This window comes from Neobacillus drentensis NBRC 102427, from assembly GCF_001591445.1.
GTDB classification, from domain to species: Bacteria; Bacillota; Bacilli; order Bacillales; family Cytobacillaceae; genus Neobacillus; species Neobacillus drentensis.
This window is the reverse complement of record NZ_BCUX01000006.1, coordinates 1-21,433: the sequence shown is the minus strand read 5'-3', so window position 1 is coordinate 21,433 and position 21,433 is coordinate 1. Positions and strand designations below refer to the sequence as shown.

General features: G+C 37.1%; 24 protein-coding genes. 18 read left to right on the top strand and 6 right to left on the bottom strand.

The window, feature by feature from the left end:
• The first annotated feature begins 65 nt into the window (after positions 1-65).
• The 5 genes from BDR01S_RS03740 to BDR01S_RS03720 all read left to right on the top strand — a co-directional run bounded on the left by BDR01S_RS03740 (position 66) and on the right by BDR01S_RS03720 (position 4,345).
• Positions 66-1,190 carry an N-acetyldiaminopimelate deacetylase gene (locus BDR01S_RS03740; RefSeq protein ID WP_066252444.1) on the top strand — a complete coding sequence of 375 codons (1,125 nt, stop codon included), beginning with the start codon at positions 66-68 and terminating at the stop codon, positions 1,188-1,190.
• Between the two features lie 281 nt (positions 1,191-1,471).
• Entirely contained in the window at positions 1,472-2,020 is a 549-nt protein-coding gene (locus tag BDR01S_RS03735; RefSeq protein WP_066252446.1) for a peroxiredoxin, read from the top strand.
• A gap of 64 nt (positions 2,021-2,084) precedes the next feature.
• A complete protein-coding gene (locus tag BDR01S_RS03730; protein WP_066252448.1) occupies positions 2,085-2,540 on the top strand; it encodes a TlpA disulfide reductase family protein in 456 nt (151 codons plus the stop codon).
• Between the two features lie 143 nt (positions 2,541-2,683).
• Positions 2,684-3,601: a DUF4349 domain-containing protein gene (locus BDR01S_RS03725; RefSeq protein WP_066252450.1), complete on the top strand. Its 918-nt coding sequence runs from the start codon at positions 2,684-2,686 to the stop codon at positions 3,599-3,601.
• 84 nt (positions 3,602-3,685) lie between these two features.
• Positions 3,686-4,345: a potassium channel family protein gene (locus BDR01S_RS03720; RefSeq protein ID WP_066252451.1), complete on the top strand. Its 660-nt coding sequence runs from the start codon at positions 3,686-3,688 to the stop codon at positions 4,343-4,345.
• A 49-nt stretch (positions 4,346-4,394) separates the two neighbouring features.
• Here BDR01S_RS03720 and rnjA read toward each other — a convergent pair whose 3' ends face one another.
• Together rnjA and BDR01S_RS03710 are read right to left on the bottom strand one after the other, a co-directional pair.
• Positions 4,395-6,062, bottom strand: a complete 1,668-nt coding sequence (gene rnjA / locus BDR01S_RS03715; protein ID WP_066252453.1) for a ribonuclease J1 — start codon at positions 6,060-6,062, stop codon at positions 4,395-4,397.
• Between the two features lie 6 nt (positions 6,063-6,068).
• A complete protein-coding gene (locus BDR01S_RS03710) occupies positions 6,069-6,278 on the bottom strand; it encodes a DNA-dependent RNA polymerase subunit epsilon (protein WP_066252455.1) in 210 nt (69 codons plus the stop codon).
• 503 nt (positions 6,279-6,781) lie between these two features.
• Between BDR01S_RS03710 and BDR01S_RS03700 the strand changes: the two genes are divergently transcribed.
• Positions 6,782-7,552 (top strand): Cof-type HAD-IIB family hydrolase, encoded by a 771-nt coding sequence (locus BDR01S_RS03700; RefSeq protein WP_066252458.1) that lies wholly within the window; start codon positions 6,782-6,784, stop codon positions 7,550-7,552.
• Positions 7,553-7,631: 79 nt separating this feature from the next.
• Here the strand turns inward: BDR01S_RS03700 and def are convergent, their stop codons facing one another.
• Positions 7,632-8,186 (bottom strand): peptide deformylase, encoded by a 555-nt coding sequence (gene def / locus BDR01S_RS03695; protein WP_066252460.1) that lies wholly within the window; start codon positions 8,184-8,186, stop codon positions 7,632-7,634.
• A 161-nt stretch (positions 8,187-8,347) separates the two neighbouring features.
• Between def and BDR01S_RS03690 the strand changes: the two genes are divergently transcribed.
• The 6 genes from BDR01S_RS03690 to BDR01S_RS03665 all read left to right on the top strand — a co-directional run bounded on the left by BDR01S_RS03690 (position 8,348) and on the right by BDR01S_RS03665 (position 14,829).
• Entirely contained in the window at positions 8,348-9,010 is a 663-nt protein-coding gene (locus tag BDR01S_RS03690; protein ID WP_066252461.1) for a YkyA family protein, read from the top strand.
• Between the two features lie 464 nt (positions 9,011-9,474).
• Entirely contained in the window at positions 9,475-10,590 is a 1,116-nt protein-coding gene (pdhA, locus tag BDR01S_RS03685; RefSeq protein ID WP_066252463.1) for a pyruvate dehydrogenase (acetyl-transferring) E1 component subunit alpha, read from the top strand.
• 3 nt (positions 10,591-10,593) lie between these two features.
• Positions 10,594-11,571 carry an alpha-ketoacid dehydrogenase subunit beta gene (locus BDR01S_RS03680; RefSeq protein WP_066252465.1) on the top strand — a complete coding sequence of 326 codons (978 nt, stop codon included), beginning with the start codon at positions 10,594-10,596 and terminating at the stop codon, positions 11,569-11,571.
• A 78-nt stretch (positions 11,572-11,649) separates the two neighbouring features.
• Positions 11,650-12,969, top strand: coding sequence for a dihydrolipoamide acetyltransferase family protein (locus BDR01S_RS03675; RefSeq protein WP_066252466.1), 1,320 nt, complete (start codon positions 11,650-11,652; stop codon positions 12,967-12,969).
• Positions 12,970-12,975: 6 nt separating this feature from the next.
• Positions 12,976-14,391, top strand: coding sequence for a dihydrolipoyl dehydrogenase (gene lpdA, locus BDR01S_RS03670; protein ID WP_066252468.1), 1,416 nt, complete (start codon positions 12,976-12,978; stop codon positions 14,389-14,391).
• Positions 14,392-14,586: 195 nt separating this feature from the next.
• Entirely contained in the window at positions 14,587-14,829 is a 243-nt protein-coding gene (locus BDR01S_RS03665) for a hypothetical protein (RefSeq protein ID WP_066252469.1), read from the top strand.
• Positions 14,830-14,851: 22 nt separating this feature from the next.
• Here the strand turns inward: BDR01S_RS03665 and BDR01S_RS03660 are convergent, their stop codons facing one another.
• Entirely contained in the window at positions 14,852-15,286 is a 435-nt protein-coding gene (locus BDR01S_RS03660) for a DUF1885 family protein (protein WP_174523428.1), read from the bottom strand.
• 163 nt (positions 15,287-15,449) lie between these two features.
• On the opposite strand from BDR01S_RS03660, the gene BDR01S_RS03655 reads away from it, so the two are divergent.
• Together BDR01S_RS03655 and BDR01S_RS03650 are read left to right on the top strand one after the other, a co-directional pair.
• Complete coding sequence (locus BDR01S_RS03655) at positions 15,450-15,749, top strand: DUF3055 domain-containing protein (protein WP_066252472.1); 300 nt, start codon at positions 15,450-15,452, stop codon at positions 15,747-15,749.
• A 240-nt stretch (positions 15,750-15,989) separates the two neighbouring features.
• Positions 15,990-16,115 carry a GapA-binding peptide SR1P gene (locus BDR01S_RS03650; RefSeq protein ID WP_066363011.1) on the top strand — a complete coding sequence of 42 codons (126 nt, stop codon included), beginning with the start codon at positions 15,990-15,992 and terminating at the stop codon, positions 16,113-16,115.
• Between the two features lie 55 nt (positions 16,116-16,170).
• Here the strand turns inward: BDR01S_RS03650 and BDR01S_RS03645 are convergent, their stop codons facing one another.
• Positions 16,171-17,643 carry an aminotransferase class I/II-fold pyridoxal phosphate-dependent enzyme gene (locus tag BDR01S_RS03645; protein ID WP_066252474.1) on the bottom strand — a complete coding sequence of 491 codons (1,473 nt, stop codon included), beginning with the start codon at positions 17,641-17,643 and terminating at the stop codon, positions 16,171-16,173.
• 206 nt (positions 17,644-17,849) lie between these two features.
• On the opposite strand from BDR01S_RS03645, the gene BDR01S_RS03640 reads away from it, so the two are divergent.
• On the top strand, positions 17,850-18,809 hold the full coding sequence (locus tag BDR01S_RS03640; RefSeq protein ID WP_066252476.1) for an NAD(P)H-dependent flavin oxidoreductase: 960 nt from the start codon (positions 17,850-17,852) through the stop codon (positions 18,807-18,809).
• Positions 18,810-18,851: 42 nt separating this feature from the next.
• Positions 18,852-19,124 (top strand): UPF0223 family protein, encoded by a 273-nt coding sequence (locus tag BDR01S_RS03635; protein WP_066252477.1) that lies wholly within the window; start codon positions 18,852-18,854, stop codon positions 19,122-19,124.
• A 41-nt stretch (positions 19,125-19,165) separates the two neighbouring features.
• Here the strand turns inward: BDR01S_RS03635 and BDR01S_RS03630 are convergent, their stop codons facing one another.
• The gene (locus BDR01S_RS03630) at positions 19,166-19,798 is read right to left on the bottom strand and encodes a YktB family protein (RefSeq protein ID WP_066252479.1); all 633 of its coding nucleotides are present in this window, start codon (positions 19,796-19,798) and stop codon (positions 19,166-19,168) included.
• 178 nt (positions 19,799-19,976) lie between these two features.
• Here BDR01S_RS03630 and BDR01S_RS03625 point away from each other — a divergent pair, with 178 nt between their 5' ends.
• Complete coding sequence (locus BDR01S_RS03625) at positions 19,977-20,171, top strand: YkzI domain-containing protein (protein WP_066252482.1); 195 nt, start codon at positions 19,977-19,979, stop codon at positions 20,169-20,171.
• Positions 20,172-20,434: 263 nt separating this feature from the next.
• Complete coding sequence (locus tag BDR01S_RS03620; protein WP_066252485.1) at positions 20,435-21,235, top strand: inositol monophosphatase family protein; 801 nt, start codon at positions 20,435-20,437, stop codon at positions 21,233-21,235.
• Positions 21,236-21,433: the final 198 nt, after the last annotated feature.

Here is a 21,433-nt window from a genome sequence, read left to right as displayed (position 1 = left end):
TTCTCAAAGTATAACAACAAAGCGTGGAGCCTATCCACGCTTCTTTTTTAAAAGGAGAATTGTAAATGAATCCATTGATTAAAATCCGCCGTGACCTCCATCAAATTCCAGAATTAGGATTTCAGGAGGTTAAGACCCAAGCCTATTTATTGTCTTACCTTAATTCTTTACCCCAAGACCGTATCACGATAAAAAAATGGAGAACTGGGTTATTTGTAAAGATTCAGGGCTTAAATCCTCAAAAAACAATAGGTTATAGAACAGACATCGACGGGCTGCCAATAAGCGAAGAGACAGGTTTACAATTTTCATCTTCTCATGCAGACCACATGCATGCCTGTGGTCATGATTTTCATATGAGCATTGCACTTGGGGTATTAACTTATTTTACGGAGAACCCCATTGCAGATAACCTTTTGTTTATATTTCAACCAGCGGAAGAAGGACCCGGCGGGGCAGAGCCGATGTTGAAATCTGAAGAAATGATGGAATGGAAACCTGATTTGATTTTTGCCTTACATATTGCACCTGAATATCCTGTTGGAACGATCGCAGTTAAGGAAGGCTTATTATTTGCCAATACTTCAGAACTGTTTATCGATCTAAAAGGCAAGGGAGGACACGCTGCCAGACCGCATGAAACGAATGATATGGTAGTCGCAGCCTGTACACTGGTCAATCAACTGCAAACGATAATTTCAAGGAATGTAGACCCCTTAGATAGTGCAGTAATTACCATCGGAAAAATTACTGGAGGAGCCGTTCAAAATATTATTGCAGAAAATGCAAGACTTGAGGGGACCATCAGGACACTTTCAGCTGAATCGATGAAAAAGGTTAAACATCGCATCGAAGCACTTGTGAAGGGGATTGAGGCAGGTTTTGAATGTGAAGCAGTAATCGATTATGGTTCGATGTACCATCAAGTATATAATACTGAATCGGTTACCAGAGATTTCATGAAATATCTTCAAAAAGAAACAGAGGTTAAAGTTATTGAGTGTAAGGAAGCAATGACGGGAGAAGACTTTGGTTATATGCTCAAAGAAATTCCTGGTCTTATGTTTTGGCTTGGCGTTGATTCCCCATACGGTTTGCACCATGCCAAATTAACTCCGAATGAGACCGCAATAGATGTAGCGGTAAGTGTAATGACAAGCTATATTACTCATCTGGAGAATAAAATTTAATTAATAATAAGCAGGCTAATTATTTTGTCCTGTTTTACAAATGTGATAAAATTAAAGAGAATTAAAAGGTAAATTGTTACATATCGTCGTTTATTCTCAGTCGATTAGGGAAAAACTTATGAAGGGGAAATAAGGTTATAATTATAATTAGTATTTAATTAAAATAATTATAATTTGATATTGACTCAAAATAAGATATGTCCTATAATGAGAATTGTGAAAAGGATAGCAACTGAGAATTGCTATTAATACTGATTAAATAATTATTTGGAGGGATTTAAATGCCAGAACGTATGGTAGGTAAACAAGCACCACGCTTTGAAATGGATGCTGTAATGCCGAACAAAGAATTTAAAAAAGTAAGCCTTGAAGAAAACATCAAAAATGATAAATGGACAGTATTGTTCTTTTATCCAATGGACTTCACATTTGTTTGTCCAACTGAAATTACAGCAATGTCTGATCGTTATGAAGAATTTGATGATTTAGATGCAGTGGTAATTGGTGCCTCTACAGACACAATTCACACTCATTTAGCTTGGATTAAAACAGATCGTAAAGAAAATGGTCTTGGCGATTTAAACTATCCATTAGCTGCAGATACTAATCATGTGATTGCTCGTGATTATGGAGTGTTAATTGAAGAAGAAGGTATCGCACTTCGTGGTTTATTCATCATTGATCCTGAAGGTGAATTAAAGTATTCAGTTGTGAACCACAACAATATTGGCCGTGACGTTGATGAAACTTTACGTGTCCTTCAAGCATTACAAACTGGTGGTCTATGCCCTGCAAACTGGAAGCCTGGACAAGCTACATTGAACGTATAATTTGCACAACATAGTTTGACCTAACCTTTTATAGTGTTAGGTCTTTTTAATAGGGGGATTATCAATGAAATTACGTGAACCAATGCCAGAGTTAACCGGGGCTACTGAATGGTTAAACGGTGAAGTAACGAGAGCAGACTTAATTGGAGAAAAGCCAACCTTGATTCATTTTTGGTCGATTAGCTGCCATTTATGTAAGGAAGCTATGCCTCAAGTAAATCAATTTCGAGATGATTTTAAGGACAAGTTAAATGTGGTTGCTGTTCATATGCCACGTTCAGAAAATGATCTAAACATTGAAGAAATTAAACAAGTTGCAGCTGAGCATGGTATTAATCAACCAATCTTTGTCGATAGTGACCACAAGTTAACAGAAGCCCTTGATAATCAATATGTACCTGCTTATTACGTATTTGACCGTGAAGGGAAACTGCGACATTTCCAAGCCGGCGGAAGCGGCATGAAAATGCTCGAAAAGCGTGTTAACCGTGTACTAGATGAGTTAGAAAAAACAGAATAAAACAATCAAAAGCTGTCCGTTAGATGCAACGGGCAGCTTTATTATTTTTTTATAACTGTAACTTAACCTCTTTTTACCCGTCGGTATGTATAAAGATAAGATTATACTTGCAGTAAACAACAGACAAAAAGGGGTGTCTAAAGTTGAAAAAGCCAAACCGTTTATTTTCTATTTTTTTTATTTTCCTAGTCATTTTTATAACAGGGTGTAGTGCCGGCAGCGAAGAAAAAAGTGCGGATATGGCTGACAGTAATAATGCTAAAATGAACTCAGCCGTATCAAGTGGAGGTGAACAGGCTGAGTTATACAACGGTGAAAATGATAAATCAAAACAAGCAGCTAATTCTGCCAAAATAATAAAAGTCCAAAATCAAATGGTTATCTATCAAGCGGATCTCCAGCTGCGCGTAAAGAAATTTGATCAAACGGTCCGTCTCCTTGAAGAGAAGGTAATAAAATATGGAGGCTATATTTCGGAGTCCAATGTATCAAAAGAAGGCAGTGAGCAGGTGAGTGGCAGCATAATGATTAGAATCCCGCAAAAGCATTTTCAGACCTTTCTACATGATGCTGAGGGCCAAGCTGCAGAGGTTCTACAAAGAAGCATAACAGGGCAGGACGTAACCGAGGAATATGTTGACCTTGAATCGAGATTAAAATCGAAAAGGATCGTGGAAGAAAGGTTAACCACTTTTATGAAAAATGCTGTAAAAACGGAAGATTTATTAAAGATTTCAGCTGATTTAGGAGCAGTTCAAGAGGAAATTGAGACCATTGAAGGAAAAATGAAGTATTTAGAAAATCAAACCTCTCTATCAACTATTAACATCACCCTTTATGAAAAAACCGTTGTGGTTCCGAGCCTTGATAAAGACAAATTAAATACTTGGGAGAAAACAAAAAAACAATTTATGAAAAGCATCAATATGTTATTAGTGGGTTTATCAGGCTTGGTTGTTTTTATCGTCGGTAACCTCCCAGTGCTTGCGATAATATTTATTATCGGATTTTTTCTCTTTTACTATTTTAAAAAGAGGAAATCAAATCAGGGGCAGGATTAGAAGAATCGCTCTCTCTATTTAATTCTACTGAATGATGCTAAAATGGAACCAATATAGATTATGATTTAGCCGGGGGTATTAGATATGAAGAAAAGTTTTGCTGTCATAGGGCTTGGTCGATTCGGTGGTAGTATATGTCGCACATTAACAGATGAGGGGATGGAAGTCCTTGCAATTGATAAAAATGAAGAACGTGTAAATGAATTTGCGATGATTGCTTCTCATGCGGTTGTTGGCGATACAACAGACGAAGCTGTTTTGAAAAGCCTGGGGATTCGTAACTTCGATCATGTAATCGTAGCGATCGGCGATGATATTCAATCCAGTATACTAACAACTCTTATTCTTAAGGAATTAGGTGTGGTACGTATAACAGCAAAGGCTCAAAACGATTACCATGAAAAAGTATTGAGGAAAATTGGTGCAGATAGTGTTGTTCACCCGGAGCGAGATATGGGGAAACGGATTGCCAACAATATGGCCTCAAGTAATGTGGTTGACTATCTTGAGCTTTCGGATGAACACAGTATTGTTGAGATAGTGGCGAATGAAAAACTTAACGGTTACACGATTATGGATTTGGATATTCGGAAGAAATATGGGTTGAATATTGTGGCAATAAAAAGAGGAGAAGAAATTATTGTTTCTCCCCAAGCAAAAGAAACATTTCATGCGATGGATGTTTTAATAGTGATCGGAACCGACCAAGACATCAATAAATTTGAAAAAAAGGTTTTGGAATAGAGAAAAAGCGGAAGCACCTGTTCAAGGCACTTCCGCTTTTCTTTATTCCTTACACTTCCATAATGATTGGTAAAATCATTGGTCTGCGCTTTGTTTTTTCGTAGAGGAAAGGTGCTAATGTATCTGTGATCTCGTTTTTGATTTCTGACCATTGGCTTGTCTTTCTTTCCATCACTTTATTTAAATGCTTTGTGATTAAATTCTGAGCATCATTAATTAAATCACCGGATTCTCTCATATATACAAATCCTCTAGAAATTAGGTCTGGTCCTGAAGCAATCTTAAATTCCTTCATATTAATGCTTACGACTACAACCACTAAACCTTCCTCTGAAAGAATTCGACGGTCACGTAAGACGATATTTCCAATGTCGCCTACACCACTGCCGTCAATATAAACAGAACCGGATGGAATCTTCCCGGCAACCTGTGCCGTATCCTCAGAAAGTGCTAACACTTCACCATTGTCCATAATAAAACAATTTTCTTCTTGAACACCGCAATCAACTGCAATCTTGGCGTGCATTCTTTGCATCCGATATTCACCGTGTATTGGCATAAAGAACTTTGGTCGTATTAACCGCAGCATTAGCTTTTGCTCTTCTTGACCACCATGACCAGAAGTATGAATATTACTTAGCTTACCGTGAATAACTTCTGCACCAGCTCTATAGAGCATATTAATGGTTCGACTCACGCTAATCGTGTTCCCTGGAATTGGTGATGATGAAAATACCACGGTGTCACCAGGGATGATTTGAATTTGTCGGTGGGTACCATTAGCTATTCTTGAAAGTGCAGCCATTGCTTCGCCCTGACTTCCGGTACAAAGGATTGTCACCTTATCGGCAGGAAGACGATTGATTTGATTCGCTTCAATAAAAGTCTCTTTAGGTGCATTAATATATCCTAATTCAAGTCCGATATTGATAGCTGCTTCCATACTGCGGCCAAATACTGCTACTTTTCTACCGTATTCTACAGCTGCCTCTACCACTTGCTGCAGTCTATGGATATTAGATGCAAAGGTAGCAAAAATGATCCGGCCGTCTACTTTACGGAAGATATCGTTAATACTGTCGCCAACCCTACGTTCTGACATGGTGAACTCAGGTATTTCACTATTAGTACTATCTGAAAGTAGACATAAAACGCCTTCTTTGCCTATTTCAGCCATTTTTGTTAAATTAGCTGGTTCACCGACAGGGGTAAAATCGAATTTAAAATCTCCTGTATGGACAATTTGTCCCGGCGGAGTTTTAACGACAATTCCATAGGAATCAGGAATACTGTGGGTGGTGCGGAAAAAAGTGACAGATGTTTTGCGGAATTTGATGATATCGTCTTCTTTAATGTCAATCAGCTTCGCGTTTCTTAATAAGCCGTGTTCCTCTAATTTATTCTTAATTAATCCAAGAGCGAGTTTTCCACCATAAATTGGAACATTAATCTCGCGTAATAAATAGGGAATACCGCCAATGTGATCTTCATGTCCGTGAGTAACAAATAAACCTTTTATTTTATCTTGATTCTTAACCAGATAGGTATAATCAGGGATAACATAATCAATACCTAATAGTTCATCCTCAGGAAATTTTATTCCGGCATCAATTAATATTATTTCATCCTGAAACTGAACTGCATACGTGTTTTTGCCAATTTCGCCTAAACCACCCAGGGCAAAAACCGCAGTTTGATCATTCTTAACAAATTTCATAAATTATCATTTCTCCAATACTTTATAGTCTTCATTTTGGAGTTCATAGTCTAGATGAGCTCCAGTAACTTCTTGTACAAATTCAACATTAAACCCGCGATCGGCAATTTTTGAGCGGACATCTCTTACCGATTCTCCTTCAATAAATAGAGTTTTTGTATTCTCTCTGACAGGTACTTCTGTGATGCTTTCCTGATAGTAAACTTTAAATATCATTACAAAATCGCTCCCAACTTAGGTCATAACTTTTACTATTATATAAAACATTTTCATCTTTTTCATTTATTTTCTTTGGAAACCATTAGACTGATATGAAAAGTATGTAAAAAAGAATCGTTGTTTTTACAATTTACAATAATGAAGGAGCCCTTCGCAAGTTTGAAGGGCCCTAAAAAATTTAGGCAATCGATTTCTTTCGCAGCAATTCTTTCCACTGTTTTAAAAGCTTCTTTCTTAGCTTCTTTAACATAGTGGATCATCTCCTTACCTCTTATTTTATACAATCCTTGTCCAATGTAAAGTAAGTGATGGCAGATTATTGAAGTTTTTTTAAAATAAGAGTATTTTTTCTATATTATATGATAAAATTGCTGATTCAATCATGGGTAAACATGGAATTCCAATGACAAATGTTAAATTGACATTTTTTAATATAAAGTTTAGTGTTTTAAAAAATAAGTACAGAGATAAGAGATACCCGAAAAGGAGTACATAATAAAATGAAGAAGATTGTATTTTTTGATATAGATGGCACCTTGCTCGATCATGAAAAAAACCTACCTGAAAGTACGAAAAAAGCAATCAATTTACTAAAGAAGAACGACGTATTTGTCGCAATTGCCACCGGGAGAGCTCCATTTATGTTTGAGGGTCTGCGGAAAGCACTTGACATTGACTCCTATGTGAGTTTTAACGGTCAATTTGTAGTTTTTGAAAATGAAGTAATCTATGAGAACCCTTTGAATGAAGATGAGCTAAATAAACTTTATAACATGGCTAAGTCGAACAATCATCCCTTGGTTTTTATGAATGAGAAAACAATGAAGGCAAGTGTGAAGCATCATCCATTTATTGAAAAAAGCATGGGGAGTCTGAATTTCCCACATCCAGAGGAGGACAACTCCTTTTATGTAAACCGAATGATGTATCAAAGCCTCCTTTTTTGCGAAAATCAGGATGAAAGTTTATATTTCGCAAACTATCCTCAATTTGATTTTATTAGATGGCATCCATATTCTGTCGATGTTTTACCAAAAGGTGGTTCAAAAGCAGAAGGTATCAAAAAAATGATCGGACGCTTAGGGTTTGAGTTGGAGGATGTCTATGCGTTCGGAGATGGCCTAAATGATTTAGAAATGTTGAAAGCGGTTGGTACAGGAGTTTCAATGGGCAATGGTGTCCCTGAAGCCAAAGAACTTGCCGATTTTATTACAAGTGATGTATCAGATGATGGTATTTGGAATGGGTTAAAAGAATTGCAATTAATTTGAACTATAGAAGAGAACCGACCCTGCTAAGCGGCCGGTTCTTTATATCTACAGCATAAAATTAAAGTACAACCCTGTTTGATTACCGTTCAATCGCTTTTGCTCCTGCTATTGGTTTTAAAGGATCCTCATGATTGATATAATCATAAAACATTACACCATTTAAATGATCGATTTCGTGCTGAAAGCAAATCGAAGCAAGCCCCTTTAATCTTAGTTTCACTTCTTCTCCATATAGCGTTGTACCCTTTATTGTGATTCTTGCATGCCTTGGGACGTAGCCGGGAATCACTCGGTCAACTGAAAGGCAGCCTTCACCTGCTTCTAAATACGCCTTTTCAACGGAATGGCTGATAATTTTAGGATTAAATAATGCATAACTATAAAGAGCGCCTGTGTCATCGGTAAGATGCACGGCTATCATTCTTTTTAGAACATTTATTTGCGGGGCAGCCAATCCTATACCTGGGCGTAACCCAAATTGGGCTTGCTTTTCTGGAGTTTGGCTATTTATTACATATTCTAATAAGCTAGAAAGTATTTGTTTATCCTCTTCTGATGGCGGCATGGATACTTCTGCTGCCACTTTTCTTAAGGAAGGATGGCCATCTCGAATGATATCTTCCATCGTAATCATGATTCCACTCACTCCTGTGCTTTAACTTAAATTATTAATAATAAATAGTCTATCAGACAATTAATAAAAAGTTAACATGTGATTAAATGATCCGACTTTTTTATTGTCAAACAAACAAGGTGTCGATATAGTTAAATTGGAATAGGCAGGAGGTTTATAAATTGTCATTAAAAGTTAAGAGTAGTTTATTATTATGTTTATCCGTTTTTATTGTTATTATTGCTGGATGTACGAAAGAAAAGACTCCAGTCGAAAAAATGTATGGTGTGTTAGAAAGAGTCGTTTCAGCAGAAAAAGTATTTGAGGAACAACAGAATCCACTTGTTACTCTCGAAAAAAAAGAAAAAGAAATTTATGATCAGATAATCAAACTTGGCATGAAAGAATATGATCAAATCGTAAAGCTTTCAGATGAAGCTATCCTTATAGCCGATGAAAGAAAAGAGTTAATGGAGAAAGAAACGAAAAGTATTAAAGAATCTCAGAAAGAATTCATAAAGGCCAGAGATATTAAAGATAAATTTGAAGATCCTGCATTGACGAAATTAGCCAATGAATTATATGAGATTATGATGGAAAGATATAAAGCGCATGACGCTTTATACCTAGAATATAATGAGGCACTGAAAAACGATAAAGAATTGTATGGAATGTTTAAAAATAAAAATTTACCTCTTGAAGATCTTGAAGCACAAGTAACTAAGTTAAATGAAACGTATAAGCAGGTATATACTGCCAATGAGAAATTTAATATGCTAACAGAACAATACAACGAAAAAAAGTTGTCCTTTTATAAGCAATCAGGTCTAAAATCGAGCAAATAAATGTTATACCATCAAAGTAATCGGCTGAATAGGCCGATTTTTTTTATATTATAACACATGATTTATGAGATAAATTTTATATAACAGAAGGTGAAAAAAAGTAGTACAGAAAAAAATAATGATTAAATTATAAACAACTTGTTCGTGTTGAAAAATTTTAAAACATAGTATTTGACGTGTAAAAATTAATGATGTAAACTTTGAAATGAGTTAATTAATTGTATCAATGATGTTACATAAAATAGTGATACAGAATAAGATGATGGTAGATAAAAGATCTTTTGTTTAATTGGTCTTTTATGTGAAAAACTATTTAGTAGTATCTTTCATGCACTTTGCTTACCAAATCCAATGTAATATCACAAGATTATCCAAATGATAAGTGGAAATTGTTTTGGGTATTCTAACTTAGTGGATAATTTTAAAAAATTTAAGCTTTGAATGGAAAGGAAGAGGTGACCAAAATGGTTTCTAAAACTCAGAACGCCAAGCTTGACGCGAAGAAAACACTCGAAGTTGTCGAAGAACAATTTCAAACACTTCAAATTCTAAATGAAGTTGGGGAAGTAGTAAACGAGGCAGCAATGCCGGACCTTACTGATGAACAGCTTCAAGAATTAATGCGCCGTATGGTTTATTCAAGAATTTTGGACCAACGCTCTATTTCATTAAATCGTCAAGGAAGATTAGGTTTTTATGCTCCGACTGCCGGACAAGAAGCTTCACAGCTAGCATCGCAGTTTGCGCTTGAAAAAGAAGACTTTATTTTACCAGGATATCGTGATGTTCCGCAAATTATCTGGCATGGATTACCTTTATACCAAGCATTTTTATGGTCAAGAGGTCATTTTGAAGGTGGACAAATACCTGATGGTGTTAATATAGCAATTCCGCAAATCATTATTGGTGCTCAGTATGTTCAAACAGCTGGTGTAGCGCTAGGAATGAAAAAACGAGGTGCAAAATCTGTAGCGATTACTTATACAGGTGACGGTGGAACCTCACAAGGTGATTTCTATGAAGGAATCAACTTTGCAGGTGCCTATAAGGCTCCAGCAATCTTTATTGTTCAAAATAACCGTTTTGCGATCTCAACTCCTGTTGACAAGCAATCTGCTGCGAAGACATTGGCTCAGAAGGCAGTAGCTGCCGGAATTCCAGGTGTTCAAGTAGACGGAATGGATCCGCTTGCTGTTTACGCAGCTGTACATGAAGCTCGCGAGCGTGCCCTTAACGGAGAAGGCCCAACATTAATTGAAACTTTAACTTATAGATATGGTCCTCATACCATGGCTGGAGATGATCCAACACGGTATCGTACTGCAGACCTTGATAATGAATGGGAAAAGAAAGATCCACTTGTACGTTTCCGTAAATTCCTTGAAAAGAAAGGTCTATGGACCGAAGAAAAGGAAAATGAAGTAATTGAACAAGCGAAAGAAGACATTAAAGAAGCCATTAAAAAAGCTGATGCAGCGCCTAAACAAAAGGTTACTGATCTAATGTCAATTATGTATGAAGAAATGCCGCAAAATTTAAAAGAACAATATGAAATATATAAAGAAAAGGAGTCGAAGTAAGCCATGGCTCAAATGACAATGATTCAAGCAATTACAGATGCATTGCGAGTGGAATTAAGCAATGATCCGAATGTATTAGTTTTTGGGGAAGACGTGGGTGTAAACGGAGGGGTATTCCGTGCAACTGAAGGGTTACAAAAGGAATTTGGCGAAGATCGTGTTTTTGATACACCGCTTGCTGAATCCGGAATTGGCGGTTTAGCAGTCGGTCTTAGTTTACAAGGCTTCCGTCCTGTTCCAGAGATTCAATTCTTTGGATTCGTTTATGAAGTAATGGATTCTATTTCTGGTCAGGCTGCTCGTCTTCGTTATCGTACAGGCGGAAAATTTAACGCGCCGATAACATTTCGCTCGCCATTTGGAGGCGGCGTACATACTCCTGATATGCACGCTGATAGCTTAGAAGGTCTTATGGCTCAACAGCCTGGTGTTAAGGTTGTTATTCCATCAACTCCTTATGATGCAAAGGGGCTGCTTATTTCATCAATCCGTGATAATGACCCAGTTATATTCCTAGAACATATGAAGTTATACCGTTCTTTCCGTCAAGAAGTTCCAGAAGGCGAATATACCATTCCATTAGGAAAAGCAGAAGTAAAACGTGAAGGAACAGATGTTACAATTGTTACTTATGGAGCGATGGTTCACGAGTCATTAAAAGCAGCAGAAGAATTAGAAAAAGAAGGTCATTCAGCTGAAGTAATTGACTTAAGAACAGTAAGTCCTATCGATATTGAAACAATTATTGCTTCCGTTGAAAAAACCGGTCGTGCGATTGTTGTTCAAGAAGCACAAAAACAAGCAGGTATTGCTGCAAACGTTGTTGCAGAAATTAATGACCGAGCAATATTAAGCTTAGAAGCACCTGTACTGCGTGTGGCGGCACCAGATACTGTCTTTGCATTCCCTCAAGCGGAAGCTGCATGGCTTCCAAACTACAAGGATGTAATTGAAACTGCTAAAAAAGTTTTAAACTTTTAATTAAAACCGTAATTTGATGATCTAATTACTATAATTTCGATGCTCAAAAATACATGTAATTTTGGAGGATGAATCCTAGTGTCATTTCAATTTAAAATGCCTGATATCGGTGAAGGAATTCATGAGGGCGAAATTGTTAAATGGTTCGTAAAGCCAGGCGACAAAATTGCCGAAGATGATGTACTTTGCGAAATTCAAAATGATAAAGCAGTGGTTGAAATCCCTTCTCCTGTGGAAGGAACAGTTATTGATGTTTTAGTAGGAGAAGGTACAGTCGCAACTGTGGGACAGGTTTTAGTAACCTTTGATGCCCCAGGATACGAAAACCTTCAATTTAAGGGCGATGAACATGCGGATGAACCTAAACAGGAGGAAAAACCAGCAGCAGCTCCTGCTCCTGAGGTTAAACAAGATGCAGCTCAACAGCCGGCAGCGGTAGCAGTGGCCCAGCAGGCAGATGTTGATCCAAATCGACGGATTATTGCTATGCCTTCTGTTCGTAAATATGCACGTGAAAAAGGTATTAGTATCAATTTGGTACCTGGTACTGGAAATAATGGGCGGATTCTTAAAGGTGATATTGATTCCTTTGTTAGTGGAGGAGCGGCACCTGCACCACAAGCAGCTGCTAATGTAGAAGCTGAAACAGTTAAAGTGGAAGCAACGCAAGCAGCTGCTGCGATTCCACAAGGTGAATACCCAGAAACTCGCGAGAAAATGAGTGGAATACGGAAAGCAATTGCTAAGGCTATGGTTAATTCCAAGCACACTGCACCACACGTAACACTTATGGATGAAGTGGATGTAACTAAACTTGTTACACACCGCAAGAAATTTAAAGAAGTAGCAGCTGCCAAAGGCATTAAGCTTACGTTCTTACCATACATCGTCAAAGCATTAACAAGTGCATTACGTGAATACCCAGCCTTAAATACATCTCTTGATGATGCGACAAGCGAAATTATCCATAAACATTATTATAATATTGGAATTGCAGCTGATACGGAAAAAGGCTTGCTCGTTCCAGTTGTAAAAGATGCAGACCGTAAGTCAGTATTCTCTATTTCTAATGAAATTAATGAATTAGCTGGAAAAGCTCGTGATGGAAAACTTGCTCCAAACGAAATGAAGGGCGCATCTTGTACTATTTCAAATATCGGTTCAGCTGGTGGTCAGTGGTTTACTCCAGTTATCAATCACCCAGAAGTTGCCATTTTGGGCGTTGGCCGAATTGCAGAAAAGCCAATCGTTAGAAACGGTGAAATTGTTGCGGCACCAGTTTTAGCTTTATCATTAAGCTTTGACCACCGGATGATAGATGGTGCAACAGCACAAAATGCATTAAATCATATTAAACGTTTATTAAACGATCCAGAACTATTGTTAATGGAGGCTTAAAATATTATGGTAGTTGGAGATTTCCCAATTGAAACAGATACTATAATCATCGGTGCTGGTCCCGGCGGATACGTTGCGGCAATTCGCGCTGCCCAGTTAGGACAAAAAGTTACGATTGTTGAAAAGGAATATGTAGGCGGCGTTTGTTTAAATGTAGGATGTATCCCTTCTAAAGCCTTAATTTCAGCAGGCCACCGCTATGAGACAGCGATGCATTCAGAAGCATTCGGAATTACTGCTGAAAATGTAAAAGTTGATTTTTCAAAGGTACAAGAATTTAAATCAGGTATTGTCAATAAATTAACAGGCGGCGTTGAAGGGTTATTAAAAGGAAACAAAGTAAATATTGTACGCGGTGAAGCTTTCTTTGTGGATGCCAATACACTACGTGTTATGGATGAAAATTCAGCTCAAACCTATACCTTTAAAAATGCCATTATAGCGACTGGATCCCGTCCGATTGAGTTACCTGCCTTTAAATATTCGAAACGTGTTCTAAATTCGACAGGTGCACTTAATTTACAGGAAATTCCTGAAAAAATCATTGTCATTGGCGGTGGAGTAATCGGAATTGAATTAGGTGGTGCTTATGCAAGCTTTGGCAGCCAAGTGACTATCTTAGAAGGTGCCGAAGAGATTTTAGGTCTTGGTGTTTTCGATAAGCAAATGGCTGCGCTTGTTAAGCGAAACATGAAGAAAAAAGGTGCGGAATTCTATACAAAGGCATTTGCTAAGGGTGTAGAAGAAACCGAAAATGGTGTCGTAGTAACATTCGAAACAAAAGGCGAAGAGAAAAAACTCGAAGCTGATTACGTATTTGTAATGGTTGGTCGACGTCCAAACACAGATGAAATGGGTTTAGAGCAGGCAGGTGTCAAATTAACTGAGCGCGGCCTGATTGAAATTGACAAACAATGCCGGACAAATATTAGCAATATCTATGCAATTGGTGATGTTGTTGCTGGTCCTCAATTGGCCCATAAGGCATCATATGAGGCTAAAATTGCCGCTGAAGCGATTGCCGGACATCCAGCAGAGATTGATTACTTAGGTATTCCTGCAGTTGTTTTCTCTGAGCCTGAATTAGCTTCAGTTGGATATACCGAAGCTCAAGCAAAAGAAGAGGGAATTGCAGTTAATGCATCTAAATTCCCATTTGCTGCTAATGGTCGTGCTCTGTCACTTGATAGTGGTGATGGATTCATGAAATTAATTACTCGTAAAGAAGATGGACTAGTGATTGGAGCCCAGATTGCCGGTACAAGTGCATCAGATATGATTGCTGAACTAGGACTTGCGATTGAAGCAGGAATGACTGCTGAAGATCTTGCGATGACCATTCATGCACATCCAACACTTGGTGAAATTACAATGGAAGCTGCCGAAGTTGCAATCGGAAGCCCAATACACATCATTAAGTAAAAATAAATAATAAAGTCCTTTTCGTTAAAAAACGGAAAGGACTTTTATTGTTTTTAGCGAATTGTATCTTTAAAAAAGATTAAGCAAAAAAATCCTTGCCATCCAAAAAATAATATATATCTATTGGTTTTAGAACATATACTTAAGATACTAGCATTTTAAAAAGAAGATGAAGTATTAAGAGTGGTGATAAATATGAAGGTTTATATTGTTGTGATACTACAATTTATCATTTGGAGCGGATATACATTTATTGAATGGTTATCAAAGCATGACCAGCTGATTTATAAAGTCATCATGTTTTTTGTGTTCTTTTATTTAGCATTTTTATTAGGAAATCAGGTAACAAAATCAGTGCGAAAAACGCTTTTTATCACTAGTTTAAGCCTTGTTATTTATACTTCGATTCACTATACTATGGAATTATTTATTCACTAAAAAAAGCCCCAAAGGAGCTTTTTTACTTTCGTGGATAATAATACATAACTCTCTCATTAAAAAGATGGAGCTCCCCTTGAAGCTTTTTCGCGAGGTATTTACAAAACTCATTCGCTTTTCCTTTATCACCATACGTTGATTGTTCTGGTAATGTAACTTGTATGTAAGTTTGTTCCAGTTCTTGACCATCGTCATTTCTAATTGTTTCCCGATCAATACCAATTAAGATTGCATAATAGCGTTCATCATTAGAGTGAAGATAGAACCATTTTCCTTTTGCTTCGGCCGTTTCTTTAATTTCATACGGAAAGGCAGACTCTCCGTATTGCCAACCAATTTGATTACCTGTTTTTGTCGTGTTATTTTTATAGTCATAAAATAATTCTTTTACTTCTTCAATTGTTACTGTTTGTTTAGCAGATGAAGGCACTAGCTTTATATATGCATTGACAGCCATCATCATTCCCCCCCATTAGTCCATTAATAGATGCCTCTCTATTCTAGCATTTAATAAAATCTTATGACAACTATGCTTTAAATAAAAGTAGAAATTTTCTTGTTTCTTTTGTGAATATCAATTATAATAATATTCTAAACATTCCTTGAAAAGGAGGATCCCTATGGAATTATTTGATAAGCTCTACGATGAACATGAAAATGCAAAAGTAAGGTTTATTGGTTTTACAACGGAACATACTCGTTATGATTTCGGCATTATTTACACCAATATGTTTTTCGGAAAACCTCTAGTTGTCTGCATGCAAACTGGCCGTTCCACTCTCCTTGACCCCAAAGACATCGAAGATATTGATTACCTACAAACCGTTTTCCGTATCCCTGATCATCAACAGGCTGCAGATTTAGCTGAGTTTTTCAGCGAAACACTGCCATCCATCCCATTTGTAACTCAGTACGAATAATTTCAAGGAAAGGCCGATAGGGCCTTTTTTTATTTGGCTGTATTTTGGGTATCACTTAATTTTTTAAGGACAAGTTGATTAAAAGGAGCTGAAATCAACATTCCGTTTAAATGATCTAATTTTTTTAAATGTGACATACAAATTAGGCTTGATATTTCTAATGTGATATATTATTATTAAATTATGATATATAAATGCTTGATTTTGTGAAAATTCAATAACGAAAAGGGGATTGAACAGATGGGTACTTTAGTATGCCAAACATGTAACTCTACTATTGATCATTTTGAAGATGAAAAAGTAACGGTCCTTTATTCTACTAAATGCAATGGTTGCGAAGGACATCATACAGAAGAAGATTTATAATAAGAAAATATAAATTAAAACAGGATTCCGATAAACGGAATCCTGTATTTTTGTTCTATTTTATTGCCTTGTACTCTTTAATGACAAGAATTGATTTGATTTCTTCATCTTCCGGACCTTGTACTGGTAAGCCTGCTTCAAGGTTTTTCCGAACGTAGTGAAGGTTTTCCTTTGTAATTATTTCACCGGGAATAAAGATTGGGATCCCAGGTGGATAAACCATAATAAATTCTGCAATAATTCTTCCTTCAGATTCTTCAAAAGGTATTACTTCTGTTTCAGAATAAAATGCATCTCTTGGTGTTAGAGCGAGCACGGGGATTTCAGGAAGAAGAACTTCAACCGGTTCGATTCTTTCTGTACGATGTTCACACTCGTCTGCCAAATCTTTTAAGGCATTAATTAACAAACCTGCCTCGACTTCTGTGTCTCCAAGCGTAATAATACAAAGAATGTTATAAAGGTCAGAAAGTTCCACTTCAATATTGTGCTTTTCTCTTAACCATTTTTCAACGTCATATCCAGTCAATCCTAATTCTTTAACTGAAATAATCAGCTTGGTTGGATCGTAATCATAGGTTGCTTTTGAGCCTAGAATTTCCTCGCCAATACAATGTAGATGTTCAATTTCATTAATCCTTTTCCGCATGGATTGTGCTAATTTAATGGTTCGGTCAATCAGTTCCCTTCCCTTTGTAGCCAATTGCTTACGTGCCACATCAAGTGAAGCAAGCAATAAATAGGAAGTGGAGGTAGTAGTAAGCATGCTTAGAATCGACTGGACATGCTTTGCAGAAACAAGTCCTTCTTTCACATTTAGGATTGAACTTTGGGTCATCGATCCGCCCAATTTATGGACACTAGTAGCGGCCATATCTGCACCGGCCTGCATCGCAGAAAGTGGAAGGTCATCATGAAAATGAATATGAACACCATGAGCTTCATCGACAAGGACAGGAATATGATAAGAATGAGAAATTTCAACAATCTTTTTTAAATCTCCGGAAATTCCAAAATAAGTTGGATTGATTACTAACACAGCTTTTGCATCCGGATGCTGCTGCAGTGCCCTTGCAACTGCATCTGGTGTAATCCCGTGAGAAATTCCTAGGTCCTTATCGATTTCAGGTTGGATAAACACTGGAATAGCACCCGAAAAAACGATCGCGGACATAATGGATTTATGAACATTTCTTGGAACGATGATTTTATCATCAGGTCCGCATACTGCCATAATCATCGCGATAATTGCCCCGCTTGTCCCCTGTACAGAAAAGAAGGTTCGGTCAGCTCCAAAAGCTTCTGCAGCTAAATCCTGTGCCTGCTTAATGATGCCTTTTGGCTGATGGAGATCATCTAATGGTCCAATATTAATTAAGTCAATAGACAGGGCGTTGTCCCCAATAAAGTTTCGAAACTCAGGGTCAATCCCGGCTCCCTTTTTATGCCCGGGAATATGAAATTGAATAGGATTTTTTTTTGCGTGTGCTAATAAACCGCTAAAAAGCGGTGTTTGATTTTGAGACAATTTATAACCACACCTCTTTAATAAAAATACTCTAAATATGTTGCTTTTTATAACATAAAAACCATAGGAATTATAGCATTATTCCCATGCCTTGCAAAGAAATATATATTATGTGCCTATTCTGTTATCAATAGTTTTCCATTAAGAAAGGAAAATTACCCAAAAGAGACGAAATAACAAATAGAATGTTTTTAGGAGGGATTAATTTGGAATGGAAAACACGTGTTACTGAATTACTAAATATACGATTTCCGATAATACAAGGAGGTCTAGCCTATTTAGCCTATTCTGAATTAGCTGCAGCAGTATCGAACGCAGGGGGGCTTGGCCAAATTACGGCTATGTCATTAGGTGATCCTGAACAGCTAAGAACTGAAATACGTAAGGTGAAAAAGATGACGAACAATTCCTTTGGGGTTAATTTTGCCATTGGACAGCATGGCAGACCATTTTCTGATTTTCTTCAGGTCGCTATTGATGAAAAGGTACCAGTTGTTTCAATGACGGGGGGAAACCCTGCCCCAATATTTGACCAATTAAAAGGCACTCAAATAAAAACACTGGTTCTTGTGGCCGCTAGGAGACAGGCAGTAAAAGCAGAAGAACTTGGTGCAGACGCAGTTATGGTAGTGGGGCAGGAAGGTGGAGGCCACTTAGGGCGAGATGATGTAGGTACGCTTGTTTTGGTTCCTCAAGTGGTTGATGCGGTTTCTATACCCGTTATTGCCTCAGGTGGGATAGGAGACGGCAGAGGGCTTATGGCGGCCCTTAGTTTAGGTGCTGAAGGGATTGAAATGGGTACCAGATTCATTGCTACTAAGGAATGTGTTCATGCAAACGAATTATATAAGAAAACCCTAGTTGAAGGAAACGAATCTGGAACGGTAGTTATCAAGAGAACTATAGGAGCTCCGGCAAGAGCATTAGCCAATAGCTGGACAGAACAAATACTGGATATTGAAAAGAACAATGGTGGTTATGATCAATTAAAAGATCTCATTAGTGGAAGGGCCAATCAACGGTATATTTATGATGGTGAGCAGGAAGAAGGTTTCGCCTGGGCGGGACAAGTAATGGGTCTAATCAAAGATGTCCCTCCAGTTCAAGAATTGTTTGATCGAATTATTAGCGATGCTGAACAAATTCGTGCAAAGTGGGGAAAATAATTGTATGATGCATGTTAGTTGAATTAGTTAGAAGGTGAAATAATGGAATACCAATATCCAATTGATTACCACTGGAGTACAGATGAAATTGTCGATGTAATCGCATTTTTTGAATCAATTGAGAAGGCTTATGAACAAGGAATTGACCGTGATGCCGTAATGAAGGCATACCGTCGCTTTAAAGAAATCGTCCCAAGTAAAGCGGAAGAAAAAACAATTTGCGGTGAATTTGAAGAAATGAGTGGCTATTCGTCCTATCAAACCATAAAAAAGGCAAAGAATTCCCTATCCGGGGATAGAATTAAAATGAAATAAGAAGAAGCTCCCAAACTATTTGGTCGGGGAGCTTCTTTTAATTATTTCCTATTTTGAGATATTTTATAAAGTGTGGCTACTGTGTTAAAAACGTCCTCGATTTGCTGAATTAACCCATCTGAACCTAACTGGATAACCTTTTCCCTATCGATTGTATAACCACATAACAATTCTGCACTCTTTACGTTTTGCAGACGATCAAAAAACGAACCTAAATCTTCCTTTTTCAGTTTTCGATGTTCAATGGTTTCTGGTTTTGTGTGATCTACAGACCAAACAAAATCTTTTGGTGTCTCTTTATAAATCTTCGTTAATTTTTTTGAAATCCTTTCAGCAATAACCTGTTTTTGGGGTGCTTCATAAATAACAGCAAACCAAATAAATAAATGGGTGTTCCACATGCCAATTTGAAAGTGGGGCATCATTTTATAACCGCGAGGGTTATTCGAAAAAGCCACCCATGTATCCTTTGGCGGATTAATAGTACGTCTTGCATGTTTGGCAACATGAACAAACATTTCATCGTTTGTTAATGCTGAAAGGACAGGCGCAAAGGATTCTCCCAAAACTTCCAATTTTGGACGAACTGTTTCTTTAAGAGCAGACATTCTAGCCTCTAAGCCATCTATTGAAAATACATCAAAGTCCTCATTTGTAAATCCCTTAAAGCTCATAAATTTAAACCTCCAACAAACATTTGTCCTTAATTGTAGCATATCATTTTGGAAGACAAGTAGTTAGATGCTTCCTAGGTAAGAGCACATATTTGTTGCAACATATCTCCCTTCCTCATATTATACAGTAAAAAAATAATCTGAAAAATTAGTTAAATTTAGGAAGGGGAGGAGAAACGTGAAACAATTGATGAATACCTCACTTAAAAAAGCAGGCGAGAAGGAAAGAACAGCTGTTTTGAGATTAGAAATGGATTATGAATTAGCAACATTGTTCGAAGCGATAGAAGAAAAAAATGAGAAAAAAATGAGAGAGTGCAAACAAAAATTAGAAAAAATCCGCCAAGAACTATTACGATTAAAGGCTCTTTGATAAATAAAACAGTTTTTTTATTCAAGGAGATATAAATAAGAATGAATCAAAATAGAATATATCCTATACACATCTAAAACGAACTCCAGCAAAATGTGGGGGGTTCGTTTATTATTGTCCATTATTTGGAACTCAAATTAAGCCAATAAGTTGCTGTATTATAACAATTTGATTAAGCTAGAGGTACATCATTTAATTTAACATGAATCATACTACATACATTGAATTGAAAGCTTAGATGGAAATAAGCTATTTGGAGGAGAATCATGAATTTGGACCAAATTTATGCTCATGCTAAGGATTGGATAAATGAGGCAGGAGCTAAAATCAGGCTTTCTTTTAATCAAACATTAAATATTGAAACGAAAAGTAACGCCAATGATCTTGTGACGAATATTGATAAAGAAATTGAGCAATTTTTTATTAGTAAAATTAGAGAAGCTTATCCAGCTCATAAAATAATGGGTGAAGAAGGATTTGGAGATTCACTTGATAGTCTTGAGGGAATTGTTTGGATGATTGATCCAATTGATGGGACGTTGAATTTTGTTCATCAACAAAGAAACTTTGCTATTTCCGTTGGTGTATATGAAAATGGCGTGGGAAAGATAGGACTCATTTACGATGTCGTACATGACGAATTATACCATGCTACTAGTGGAAATGGAGCCTATTTAAATGAAACACCTTTAAATGCACTAAAGGAATCAATTGTTAAGGAATCAATCCTTGCATTAAATGCAACATGGGTGATGGAAAATCATCGTATTGATCACAATTTAATGATTCCCCTAGTTAAAGCAGCGAGGGGAACAAGGTCCTATGGTTCTGCCGCCCTCGAAATGATATTTGTTGCGACGGGAAGAGTTGACGCCTATCTTTCGATGCGGTTATCCCCCTGGGATGTTGCAGCAGGGGCGGTAATCATAGAAGAACTAGGCGGAATCGTGACCAATTTAAGGGGAGAAAAACTGAATTTCCTTTCGCAGGACTCTTTATTTGCAGCCAAACCCGGCTTACATCAATCGATTTTAAATGATTACCTAAAAGAGGGAAAATGGTAAAAAAAGAAGCCGATACGGCTAACGGGTTCCGTTAACTATCACATACATTAAAAATGTAAGTAAAAATGAGTGTCAATTTGCATATGAAATTGGCGCTCATTTTTTTATTGGTGTATAGCCATTTGGGTAGAAATTACATAAAAATTGGTATAGGGAAATGCACCCCAAATTGTAGGGGTACAATGGCTGTTGAGCCAC